Raw genomic sequence first — 12,617 nt, forward strand, 5'->3', positions numbered from 1 at the left:
ATTTGCGGAAGATAATATTTTAAAGTGGAAAATGAGTTACGAAAATATATTATTAAATAAAGAAGATAAAATATCTATTATTACAATAAACAGACCTGAAAGCCTGAATGCACTTAATGCACAGACTATCAAGGAGCTGAGCACTGCCATTGACGAACTGAATAATGACACAACTTGCCGAGCCGTTATTATTACAGGAAGTGGCGAAAAATCTTTCGTTGCAGGTGCTGATATTAAAGAATTTACAGATTTGGGACAGAAAGAGGCAGAAGAACTTGCAAGAAACGGTCACAATTCACTTTTTAATAAAATTGAAAATATGAATAAGCCTGTCATTGCAGCCGTAAACGGTTTCGCATTGGGAGGTGGTTTAGAGCTTGCTATGGCATGCCACATCAGATATGCATCGGAAAATGCCAAGTTGGGATTACCAGAAGTTACGTTGGGGTTAATCCCTGGGTACGGAGGAACTCAAAGGCTGCCGAAGCTTGTAGGAAAAGGCATTGCCAACGAAATGATCTTCTCGGCCAAAATGATTACTGCGCAAAAAGCAAAAGAAATCGGCTTGGTGAATGAAGTATACTCTATTGAAGAACTTTTAACCAAAACAAAAGAATTAGCATCTTTAATTGCTAGAAATTCACCTATGGCGATTGCGAAAGCAATACATGCCGTAAATTTATCGGATACGGAAAAAGGCTTCGACGCTGAGATTAAAGCTTTCGGAGAAGTTTTTGAACTAGACGATAAAAAAGAAGGAGTAACCGCTTTCATTGAAAAAAGAAAGCCAAACTTCTAGACATTTCCACCCTTAATACAAATTATTTCGAAACAAAACAATGCCGCGGTATGAATAAGTTTGACAAAGCTTATCTAAAAATGGCTCAGGAATGGGCACAACTATCCTACTGTAAAAGAAAACAGGTAGGAGCTCTTATCGTAAAAGATAGGATGATTATTTCAGATGGTTACAACGGGACTCCTTCGGGATTCGAAAACTGTTGCGAAAATGAAGAAGGCAAAACACACTGGTATGTACTTCATGCAGAAGCCAATGCAATATTGAAATTGGCAGCTTCCACACAATCTGCAAAAGGTGCTACGTTGTATTTAACGTTATCTCCGTGCAAAGAATGCAGTAAACTGATTCTTCAGGCGGGAATTACCAGACTGGTGTATATTAATGAATATTCAGACGATGACGGAATATCGTTCCTTAGAAACCATAACATTGAAATAGAACAAATATCAGACTGTGAACTAAAAAAATAACACAACATGACTTGGGATGAAAAGATTAAGGATTTTGAAATTTTTCTACGATTCGAAAGAAATTTTTCAGAAAACACACTCGACGCCTACGTACGAGACATCAAAAAATTAAAAGAATACGCTGTTGAAGACCTTGAAAATATAGGTCCGGACTCTATTGATTATGAAAATCTGCAGGAGTACATCTTCAACCTTTCTAAACAGAAATTCAGCGAAAGATCACAAGCGAGGTGGATCTCTTCCATAAAGGCTTTCTTTAAGTTTTTACTTGAAGATGAGTACCGTGAAGACAATCCGGCGGCTTTGCTTGAAGGTCCAAAATTGGGATTATACCTTCCGGATACACTTAGTTTGCCAGATATCAACAAAATTATCGGCGCAATCGAAGTAGATTCGGATTTGGGTAAAAGAAACCAATGCATCGTTGAAGTACTTTACGGTTGTGGACTCCGGGTTTCGGAACTTATCGATTTAAAAATTTCAAACATTAATTTCAACGAAAACTACATCAAAGTAAACGGGAAAGGTAATAAAACCAGATTCGTTCCTTTGGCAGATTATACCGCGGAATTGCTGAGAACTTATATCGATGAAGTACGTACCAGAAACAAGATCAACAAAAAGTACGAAGATACTTTATTCCTGAACAGCAGAGGAACATCTATGTCGCGAGTAATCGTATTCTTAATTATAAAAGAATTGACCGATAAAGCGGGAGTAAGCAAAAAAATATCTCCACATACATTCAGACATTCTTTTGCTACACATCTTCTGCAAAATGGAGCAGATCTTCGTTATATTCAGGAAATGCTTGGTCATTCGAGCATTACCACAACGGAAATCTATACGCATCTTAAGACAGAAGAACTTCGCGATGTGATATTGAGTTATCACCCGAGAAACATTAATATTGCTTAATGAAAATATTGAAATATTGCCCAAGTTGCGGCGAAGAAACCTTACACTGGGACGGCGAAAAAAAATGGAGCTGCCCGAATTGTAATTTCAGCCTTTATAACAACGTGGCAGGTGCTGTAGCGATTGTCATAAGATGTGGTGACGAAATTTATCTTACCAGAAGAAATCGCGATCCTAAAAAGGGAAAACTAGATCTTGCCGGAGGTTTTGTAGATCCGAAAGAAAGTGCTGAAGAAACGTGCAAACGCGAGCTTTTTGAAGAATTACAATTGGATATCGATATTTCAAATTTAAAGTATTTAACAAGCCTTCCCAATATTTATCAATACAAAGAAATCGATTACAATACGATTGATTTGTTTTATGAATACAATGTTTCAGAGAAGTTTGAGGTAAATCTTGAGCTTTCGGAAATTTCCGAAGCGATCTGGATTCCTTTAAAAGAATTAGATCTTGAGGATCTTGCTTTTGATTCTCAGAAGAAATTTTTTGGAACGTATTTGAAGAATATTTAAATCTACTAAAAATATAACTCTCGCAGATTTTGCAGATCAACAAGATATTGTAATCTTTGTTTTTCTGTAAAATCTGCGAGAGTTTTTTATTTAAATCTTAATAATTTAATACGTCTTGGAAGTCAGCATTTGCTCAAAATACTTACTCAGCAATGTTCTTTCTGCTTCGGTTAAGTTAGCTTCCTTATGATAGACAATATAGCCCGGCATCGGCATTGTTTTATGATGAAGTGCCTCCATGGCATTATCCAGCATGTTTTCCTTTAATTCTTTATTATAAGTGCCCCAAATTGAGAAATTCAAACGTGCTCTTCCATCATTCACATGACTTTTCACAGACCATGAAATAGGCGCGATATAGGCATATTTAGGGTAAACCGTTTCGTTGGAATGGCAATCGTAACAGGCAGATTTCAATAATCCTGCAATTTTAGGCGGCGTATTTTTAATTTCAACAAAATTTACCTTATGATCGATCGGTTGATTCGTTCTGTCAATAGGAACAAACTGAATCAACGCAAATGCAACCAACGTCCAAAATACAATCTTCTTTGCCGTCTTCATTTCAGATTACTTATATTATTTTACAGGCGTTACCACTGCTGTATTCGATTTAAGCGGTGTCGTGTTAGAATCTTTTAAAACCGGTTTACTTTCTGGTTCTTCATCATTTTTTGTATCCGCAGGAGTTGGAGGAGCCGGAGTTGGAGCTACTGTTCCTTTAGGATTATCCAAAGTTCGCGTATCTTTCAAATCCCAGGTTTCTACAGAGTCCCAAAGCTGCTTTACAATGGCTGTTTTATAATACACAAAAGAGTCTTCCGCAAAAATATCATGTTCGAAATCAGCTTCGTCCCAGTATTTATTTCCGTTATTATCAACTAAAATCCTTACGACATATTCCGCAGGTTTCAGAATATCAAATTTAACTTCATCTGCATTTACATACTTTTGATACAGTACTTTTTCCGAAGAATCTAATAACTGAATCCAATAGCTTGCATCAGGTCTGTTTTGAAGTTTGAAGGTTAAGCTTCCGTAATTTTCCACTTTATCGGCTTCAAAATCGAAACGATAAGGATCTGCGGTCCTGTCATAAAACGAAGAAACTGTTTTGCTTGGAACCGTTAACTGATATTTTTTTCCAACCTCAAAATCTGATTGAATTAAAACCTGATAAGGGTTTGTTTCTGAAATTTTAGCCGTGAAAGTTTGAGTCGTTAAACTGTCACTTTTCAACGTCCATTTTTCAGGTTCAATTTTATTGATAATATAGTTTGAAGTAATTTTAAAATTTGTTTTAGGAGGAAGAAGATTTCCATCGTTGTTAGACAACGTCATTTTGTTTTTAGCATTGTATTTATAGAAAACAGAAACTGTATCCTGCTTTTTATCAACATCATAGCTAAATTTCAAATTTTCCGTAGTCTCCTGCCCTACTTTATCTTTAACTGCATCAAACCAAATCTTTATAGAATCTGATTTTGGCGTATGTGTTACTTTATAATCCTGAATTTTATCATTTAAAGAAAGAACTTTAACATCATTCGGATGACCTTCAAAAGTCATGAGAATTCCGCCTGGAACTTCTTTCATTTCACCATATTTCAAAGGCTTTTTCGAAGGATAAACTTTCAATTTCAATCTTGAAACCGATTTATCTGTAATCTCAATAGGATCTTTCTGGAAGCCTACCTTTTCTTTTCCCGGATCATACACCGAATTACTGTTTTCGTCTTCAAAGGCAATAATCTTATATTTTCCCGGCGAGAGATAGTTTAATTCATAGTAACCATCCGTATCAACTTTAGTAATATAATATGGTTTTTGCTTATAATTGATAGTATCTTTTACCTGATACAAACCTACAACCAGTTTATTCTCAGTCGTTGCTGTCTGTTTTTTTGTATTTAAAGCATCCTTAACTTCACCGCTGATGTACAAATCATCCAACTTATCTCCCGTAGAAAATGCAAAATTGAAATAAGGCAATACATTCGCTTCATTATTATCTGAAATTGAATTTCCAAAGTTGAAGTTATACGTTGTATTTGCCTGCAATGTATCTTCCCACTGAATCAGAACGTATTTATTTGCAATTCCTGAAGGTAAAATACGTTTGATTTTCTGAATCGGAGGTGAAATAATTAAGTTTTTATTAATATCTTTAAGTGTCACATATTCGTCAAAATCCAGGCGAAGCTCACGAATATTTCGCGAAACATTAATTCTGGTGGTGTCGATATTTGAACTTAAAAATTTCGGAGCAATAGAATCTTTAGGCCCACCGACAGGCGAACCTACTCTTGCACAAGACTGCACAAGAAAAGCCAATATGATAAATAAAAGAAATCTCTTCATGAATATGTTTAAGCAAAAATAAACATTATTCTCCATAAACTTCATGTTGGTTGCTCAAAGTATCTTTATTATCGTTCATTACGCTGTGAAGCTTATCTTTCTGAACCGGAAAATCTTCAAACAATCCTGACAAAGCAAGCGCCGTATACACTCTGTTGGAATATTTGTTTCCGATGGCAACGATGGTAACTTTCGACTTTAGCAAATGGGCAAACACAGAATTTGTCCCGTGCCACCAACCATTGTGGTAAGTCAGTTTTTCACCATTATCAAAAATTTTCATTCTGAAACCTAAACCATAATTGTTCATTCCCGCTTTTTCGTTGCTGTAAGGTTCAAAAACCATTTGCATCAATTCAGGTTTTAAGAAATCTTTCGAGAACATGGCTTTAGAAAAATTAAACAAATCTCTCGGCGTTGTATATACATTTTTATCACCGTAGATTAAATCAAGTCTATCCAAAGGATATAATTTTCCTCTTCCATAATAGAAAGACTGAGAAGCCGTCGGAATATCTTTTTCCTGGAAAATATAAGAATGATTCATTTTCAGCGGTTCGAAAACCATCTCTTTCATCGCCTGAGGAAAAGGCATTTTGGTTACTTTTTCGACCAACAAAGCCAATAACGCAAAATTAGTATTACAATACATAAATCCTGTATTGGTTTCTCTTGCTAATTCAGGCTTATATTTTATGATCATGTTTAAAACATCCTCATTCGTGATAAACTGCTTTGAAAGTTCTGCCGGAGCGGGTTTAATATTCGTAATAAAATGCTCGTATTTCGGAAGACCGCTTCTTTGTGACAACAAACTCTGAACCGTTACATTAGGATAAGGAAATCCAGGGAAAAACTGTGTTAGATGATCTGTTAGTTTTATTTTTCCGGCTTCGATCAATTTCATCATTGTCATTGCCGTCATTGTTTTTGAAACTGAAGCCACATGTAAAGGCGTATTTTTATCAATCGGCATTTGGTTTCCTTCTCTTCCGAAACCTCTGTAATTTTCATACAACACATCATCGCCTTTTGCCACCAGAATTCCGCCGCTCAAGTCGCTTCCTTCCCATACTTTTTTGTAATACTGATCGATATATCGAACCATGGAAGCTTTATCCGAAAGCACATCATCTTGTTTTGTAAAAACCTTATCCAAATCTACATTTCCGTAATTAGGAAGTGAAGTCTTATTTTCAGTGATATTTTCTTTAGTTTCCGATTTATTTTTGCAGGAAAAAATGACAAAAAAAGCAGATAAAGCAAGTACAAAATTACGCATCCTCATGAATTTCAAAATGAGCGGCAATTTAATAAAACTCAAAATAAATATTTAGTATTGAATGTATATTATGAATTATTTAACATAAAATAAATAAAACGATAAAAAACAAAATATAGATTGCTTTAATTACGTGAACTGTGCCACAATCTTATCAACAATTACCTGCGCCAGTTTTTCTTTACTTTGAACCGTCCAACCTGCAATATGTGGAGTAACAATTGCTTTTTCGGATGCTAAAAGATACTTCAAATCTTCGTTTTCTATTTCTAAATTTTCAAAAGACGATTTTTCGTACTCCAAAACATCTAAACAAGCACCTCTTACTTTTCCTGATTGTAAGGCTTCAACTAAACTTTTGGTTTCAACATTTTTTCCTCTTGCGGTATTTACAAAATAGAAATCATTTTCCATTTCCGCAATAAATGTTGAATCTACCAAATAACGAGTTTCTTCCGTCATCGGAATGTGTAAACTTAGAACCTCAGCCTTTTCTTTTAACTCTTCCAAAGAAACCTGCGTTGCAAATTCATCCGAAAGATCAGGCAAAATATCATGGAAAATCACTTTACAGCCAAAACCCGAAAGTCTTTTTGCGGTTGCTTTTCCCATGTTTCCATAACCTATTAACCCAACAGTTTTACCTAGAAGTTCGTCGCCTCTGTTTTCTTCACGAAGCCAAATGCCGTTTTTTACTTCCTGAGACGCGATAAATAATCGGTTCATTAAAATCAGCAGCATTCCGACAACGTGTTCTGCCACAGAATCTCTGTTTCCTTCCGGAGAATTAATGAGTTGAATTCCCAATTTTTCAGCTACAGGAATATCAATATTTTCCATTCCTGCTCCTACTCTGGCTATAAATTTTAGATTTTTAGCTTGTTCTAAAAAGTTTTTATCCAAAGGGATTCTGCTTCGGATGATAATTCCGTCATAGTTTTCAATTTTAGCACAAACCTCATCATAAGAAGACGTAAAATCTTCTTCCAAAATAAAGTTTTTCGCTAAAAGCTGCTCGGTAATTAAAGGATGGTTTTTATCTAAAAGGAGGATTTTCATTTTATTTATAATTAAAAGATTCGAATTTAGATCCTTAACAGGATGACAAACTTTGTGATATTTTCTAATATTTCAATAAAAGTCTGAAATTCTAGCCCCGATCGCAGCATTTGTTTGAGCTCATTTTTTGTAGGTTTCGGCTCGGCGGCTTCGCCGCCGAGCCGAAACCTACAAAAAATAGCGAGTGCGAAGAGCGGGAAAAAGCTTCAAAAAAAATTAAATCATATCATTAATTAAAAAATGCTTTTAATCCCGTAAATATGATTGATATTCAGCAAAGATTAAAAGCATTCATCTATGTTTTTGTAAAACTTTATTTTTCTTTTTTCTCAGATTCTTTTGGCTCTTGGAATAATTTTTTCAATTCCACAGATTCCAAAGGCTTCATTCTTCCGGAAAGAATTAATGACAATTCTTTTCTTCTTAATGCAGCTGCGAATCTCTCTTTTTCTTCATCCGTTTCCGGCTCCATAGATGGAATAGGAATCGGTCTGTTGAACTCATCCACCGCTACAAAAGTGTAAATTCCCGAGTTAGTATGCGTTTTTTTCTGATTGATCGGATCATCCAACCAAACATCTACATACACTTCCATTGAAGTTGAAAATGCTCTGGAAACTTTAGATTCCATTACTACAATTCCCCCTTCAGGAATCGGATGGTCAAATGAAACGTGATTTACAGATGCGGTTACCACTCTTCTTTCGCAATGTCTTGTTGCCGAAATAGAAGCGCATCTGTCCATTCTTGCCAATAATTCTCCACCAAAAAGGTTTCTTAACTGGTTGGTATCATTGGGAAGTACAATATTCGTCATTACCGTTAAAGATTCTGACGCTTTTTTTATTTTTGCCATGTCTTAGTGTTGTTGTTTTGGAGTTATCGCAGCTTTAGCCGTTGGAGCAGCTTTTACAGGTTGAGCAGCCGGTTTTACAATAGAATCTTTTTTCAGAGAATCTGAAACTTTTATCAATGTAGAATCTGTTGGCATTTTCACTGTATCTTTTGCGATAACTTCAGGCTTATTTTGCAATGCTTTTATAGAATCTTTTTCCTGTTTGAAAGATTGGTTTCCGAACAGCAGTTCTTGGTTTGTAATCGCCAAATAGGCAATAACAGCAACCGGAATCGCGATCAGAAAAATCCAAAGCAATGATTTTCCTACTTTGTATTCTTTTCCTGTACTTTCAACTGCTTTTGGCTTCTGATTATTTTTAATATCTGAAAGTTTTATTTCTTCCAAACCATAAAAATCGGGATGTGCAGACTCCACTCTTTTTCCTTTAAAATGAATTTTAGAATCTTCCTCGATGGTAATAGTTCCCAAACCGGAAATTTCTAAAATATTTTCTGACTGCAGTTTTTTCTTCCAAAAATCGGTCTGGATCTTCAAATCACTTTTTGAAGCTTCCAAAGTCATCTGTTTTTGCTCGCTGATAAAAGCCGCCAAATCATCCGACTGCGCTTCGTAATCACACACAAAAGCAATCTGACTTGCCGGTGGCAAAATGCTCCCGTTCTCAGAGTTGATCACCGCCTTGGAATTTTCCAGAGAAAACACACCAAAACCGGGAACTGTAGCAGTCCCAAACTGTTTCAGATATTCTAAAATGTAAGCTGAAATATTCATTTGGTGGCAAATTTATAACTTTTTCATGACTTTTTTGAACATTTGTTTTCATAAAAAACAGCAAAAATCATCGAATTTCAAATTATATTTTTCAAGATTTGACACTTTAATTCTGATTTTCGTTTTAGTTATTTAGTTTTCAAAACTAAAAAACATTTTAATAATGATAAAACATCACCTTTAGTAAATTCTTTTCTTTTTATGTTTTTCATAATTTTTATCATGATTTTTAAACAATAATTTAATTTAAAAATAAAAAAGACCGCCGAAGCAGTCTTATAAAAATTTAGTCTAACATTTTACTATATCAAATTGTAAAATATCCATAATGAATGTTATTGAATTTTCCAGCTGATTCCAAACATAAAGTTGGTTCCCGCCTGAGAAAAATAGTATGGATCTCCATCATACACCGCTCCATTATTCACATATTTTTTATTGAAAAGATTGTTTACCAATAATTTCAGTGCGATATCATTATTTTTAATCTTAAACTGATACTGAGCATTAAAATCTGTAAGGAAATAATCTTTTAACTGTAAATTTTTATCTTCTGTATTATCCAGATGTTGTCTTCCGACATATTGATTTGATAATCCAAACTGGAAATCTTTATTAGGATTAAATCTGATGCCTAAATTTGCAATCACGTCCGGAGAAAAAGAAATCTGCGTATTTCCAAGATCTTTAGTCAGCTTTACATTTTCAATTTTGAAATCTAAATTTCTATTTTGGCTGAACGTTACATTCCCTGTAAGTTCCCATTGTTTTGAAAGCTTAGCTAATGCTCCGATCTCAACTCCTCTTCTATAGCTTTTCCCGGAATTTGTTCTGATGAAAGCTCCCACATTATTCATTTCACCATTCAAAACCAATTGATTAACATAATACATATAGTACAAGTTTGCCGTAAATGAAACGACCCCAAACTGTTTTTCAATTCCCGCCTCAAAATCATGAAGCTTTTCTGCTTTCACATTATTATCAGCCATCAAATCATCACGATTCGGTTCTCGTTGAGCGTGCGCATACGAAAGGAAAACTTTTCCGCTGCCAATTCTGTAATTAATTCCTGCTTTCGGATTAAAAAACAACCAGTTTTTCTTCAAATTTCCACCTTCATCATCGCCTGCCTGAAGAATTTTTGTATCGTAATCAATATGTCTCAACTGAAGATCTCCGAAGAATTCAAAATCATCAACTTTCACCAAAGCTTTTGCAAAACCGGCCACTTCATTTTTCACTGAACGATTTCTGTAATATTCATGTTCATCAATCTGCGGAAGGAAAACGCCTGTTACATTTCCAAAATGCCTTCCGTAATATTGGTTGGCAACGGCACCGAAATTCAGATCTAGATTTTCAAATTTTCCGTATAATGTGGAAACAATTCCGTAGAAATCATTATCCAGCCATTTTTTTCTGATGAAATCTGTCTTCGTTAATGTTTGTGAACCATCCACAAAATCGGGAAGATTATATTTTGAAAATTTACCGTCCTGCTTATAGTTTTCGTAATATCCTTTACCTTTCGTGTAATGCAAAGTGGTTTCTAAATTCCATTTTTCATTAAACTTCTGCTCCCAAAGCAATTGATAATGATTTTGTCTGTAATTATCTGTTTCATTATCATAAAAGCTGGAAATATTACCGTCTGCATCATAAATCGATCCGGAATAATTAAATTTTGGATTGGTTTCCCAGGTTTTTCTGTCGATTCCGTTCCAAGCCTGATAGGTTTTTTCTTTTCCACCAAAAGCCATCAAACGGATTTTCGTATTTTTCTCTTCAAACCAAGCCGTAAAATTATAGGAATGCAGGTTGGAAGATGCTCTGTCGATATATCCATCAGAATTGATGTGCGTATATCTTCCCATCACAGAAAGTCGGTTCCCCCAAAACTTCCCCGAACCAACCTCCGCAGAATATTTGTAAGTATTGAACGAACCATAACTGTCATCTGTTTTAAAGTAAAACTTATCATCAGGCTCTTTGGAGATTACATTGATGCTTGCTCCAAACGCAGAAACTCCGTTATTGGAAGTTCCGACACCTCTTTGGATAACGATTTGCGAAGCAGAGCTCGTAAGATCAGGTACATTTACAAAAAATGTCCCCTGACTTTCAGAATCATTATACGGAACACCATTCATCATCACATTAATTCCTCTTCCGGCAACTCCACGAATTCTGAAACCTGTGTATCCAACGCCATTTCCGGCATCCGAAGTTGAAATAATTGATGTTTGATTTTTAAGTAAAATAGGAAGATCCTGCCCAAGATTTTTATTATCTAAATCTTTCTGAACATTGATGATTTCTTTCGCAACAGGAAGCCTTTTGGTAAAGTTAACGGCTTCAATTTCCTTTATTTTCAAGGAATCAGTATTTTGTGCTTGTAAAAAAGCAAAAGAGCCAACGGTAAGCCCTAAAAAAAATAAACCTTTCATTCTATAAATCTTTAAAATTTAATGAATAAAAGGGGCGGATTATGATGAGTAATTAGTAATCGGTAATAAGTAATATTTGAGATTGCTCATTAATAATTACCTATTGCTCATATTTAATTTCCCTAAACGGCATTACCCGTTCCAGGTTCATTGGGTATAATCTCAGCTTGTTACAGCACCCCTTAATTCAGGCGCAAAATTACGAAAAATATATCATCAGTACAATTTAATAGGTTTTATTGTGAGAATCAATATAATAATATGTTTTTCCGTCTTTTGAAACTTCAAACATTTTCCCCAACATCCAGCTGAAATTTCGTTTAATATCATCATATTCAAATGGAATGATGATTTTGTTATTCACATCAATCACCCCAAAACGATCATTTTTTGAGGCAATAATCATCGGGTTTGAAACATCTTCACTTTCAGCAATATATAAATATTCGTACTGCGGATAAATTTGATAATCTCTGTAATCTTCAGCATTAATGAACTTCGATTTTTCAATAATTCCGTAAAAACCATTCTTAACGTATGCCTGAAACGGCTGATATTTAAACTCTTTAGGACATTTTCCTAAATCTGAATCTTTAAATTGATACACTCTTTTGCCTTTCTGATCAATTCGATAAGAAATCATATCTTTTTCTACCGTTGCATACTCTTTGGTTCCGAACTTTCTTATTTTTTCGTTGGGTGAATTCAGTAGATTGCAATCTTCATAAAAAAATACAGCAATATGATATTCAGGCTGAATGATAAATTTGCCTTTTTGACTAACATATCCGAATTTCCCATCTTTCTTTTTCGGAATTAAAACAGGAATTCCTTCATTCAAAACCACCAAATCAGGATTCGGCTGAGCTACCACATCTGTCTTTTTAACAACAGTTTTTGCAACCTTTTTTACAGGAAGCTTCTTGGCCACCTTGGTTTGGCAAAAAACAGATATCGAAATAAAAAGACATAAAAAATGAACCGTAATTTTCATAATCATCATTTGGCAGCAAAAATAAGATTAAAAATAGAAAATATAAAATTCATATTTATAAAGAATCTAAATAATATCCCTCGCATAAAATACTAAAAATTCGTAATTTTGGGAACATTTTTAATTGTTTGATAAT

The 12,617-nt window shown here is 34.7% G+C and carries 12 protein-coding genes and 1 riboswitch; of the genes, 4 read left to right on the forward strand and 8 right to left on the reverse strand.

Going from position 1 to position 12,617, the window contains the following annotated elements:
• Window positions 1-31 precede the first annotated feature (31 nt).
• The 4 genes from OXQ85_RS11170 to OXQ85_RS11185 are packed head-to-tail and all read left to right on the forward strand — an operon-like array spanning window position 32 to window position 2,705.
• Window positions 32-799 carry an enoyl-CoA hydratase-related protein gene (locus tag OXQ85_RS11170; protein WP_267404552.1) on the forward strand — a complete coding sequence of 256 codons (768 nt, stop codon included), beginning with the start codon at window positions 32-34 and terminating at the stop codon, window positions 797-799.
• 50 nt (window positions 800-849) lie between these two features.
• On the forward strand, window positions 850-1,272 hold the full coding sequence (locus OXQ85_RS11175) for a dCMP deaminase family protein (RefSeq protein ID WP_267404554.1): 423 nt from the start codon (window positions 850-852) through the stop codon (window positions 1,270-1,272).
• A 6-nt stretch (window positions 1,273-1,278) separates the two neighbouring features.
• Window positions 1,279-2,190, forward strand: coding sequence for a site-specific tyrosine recombinase XerD (xerD, locus tag OXQ85_RS11180; protein WP_267404556.1), 912 nt, complete (start codon window positions 1,279-1,281; stop codon window positions 2,188-2,190).
• Entirely contained in the window at window positions 2,190-2,705 is a 516-nt protein-coding gene (locus OXQ85_RS11185; protein WP_267404558.1) for an NUDIX domain-containing protein, read from the forward strand. The genes xerD and OXQ85_RS11185 overlap by 1 nt, the downstream gene beginning before the upstream one ends.
• Before the next feature lie 105 nt (window positions 2,706-2,810).
• Here OXQ85_RS11185 and OXQ85_RS11190 read toward each other — a convergent pair whose 3' ends face one another.
• The 8 genes from OXQ85_RS11190 to OXQ85_RS11225 form a co-directional block, all read right to left on the reverse strand.
• A complete protein-coding gene (locus tag OXQ85_RS11190) occupies window positions 2,811-3,269 on the reverse strand; it encodes a heme-binding domain-containing protein (protein ID WP_267404560.1) in 459 nt (152 codons plus the stop codon).
• Between the two features lie 15 nt (window positions 3,270-3,284).
• Window positions 3,285-5,066, reverse strand: coding sequence for an Ig-like domain-containing protein (locus OXQ85_RS11195; RefSeq protein WP_267404561.1), 1,782 nt, complete (start codon window positions 5,064-5,066; stop codon window positions 3,285-3,287).
• A 25-nt stretch (window positions 5,067-5,091) separates the two neighbouring features.
• Entirely contained in the window at window positions 5,092-6,354 is a 1,263-nt protein-coding gene (locus OXQ85_RS11200) for a serine hydrolase domain-containing protein (RefSeq protein WP_267404563.1), read from the reverse strand.
• Window positions 6,355-6,477: 123 nt separating this feature from the next.
• Window positions 6,478-7,407, reverse strand: coding sequence for a 2-hydroxyacid dehydrogenase (locus OXQ85_RS11205; protein ID WP_267404565.1), 930 nt, complete (start codon window positions 7,405-7,407; stop codon window positions 6,478-6,480).
• Window positions 7,408-7,720: 313 nt separating this feature from the next.
• Window positions 7,721-8,263 carry an acyl-CoA thioesterase gene (locus OXQ85_RS11210; RefSeq protein WP_267404568.1) on the reverse strand — a complete coding sequence of 181 codons (543 nt, stop codon included), beginning with the start codon at window positions 8,261-8,263 and terminating at the stop codon, window positions 7,721-7,723.
• 3 nt (window positions 8,264-8,266) lie between these two features.
• Window positions 8,267-9,037, reverse strand: a complete 771-nt coding sequence (locus OXQ85_RS11215; protein ID WP_267404570.1) for a hypothetical protein — start codon at window positions 9,035-9,037, stop codon at window positions 8,267-8,269.
• 335 nt (window positions 9,038-9,372) lie between these two features.
• Window positions 9,373-11,487 carry a TonB-dependent receptor gene (locus OXQ85_RS11220; RefSeq protein WP_267404572.1) on the reverse strand — a complete coding sequence of 705 codons (2,115 nt, stop codon included), beginning with the start codon at window positions 11,485-11,487 and terminating at the stop codon, window positions 9,373-9,375.
• Between the two features lie 103 nt (window positions 11,488-11,590).
• Window positions 11,591-11,680, reverse strand: a riboswitch (TPP riboswitch).
• 33 nt (window positions 11,681-11,713) lie between these two features.
• Entirely contained in the window at window positions 11,714-12,481 is a 768-nt protein-coding gene (locus OXQ85_RS11225; RefSeq protein WP_267404575.1) for a WG repeat-containing protein, read from the reverse strand.
• Window positions 12,482-12,617 lie beyond the last annotated feature (136 nt).

Source organism: Chryseobacterium sp. GM_Chr_2 (assembly GCF_026540445.1).
In the GTDB taxonomy this organism is placed as follows: domain Bacteria; phylum Bacteroidota; class Bacteroidia; order Flavobacteriales; family Weeksellaceae; genus Chryseobacterium.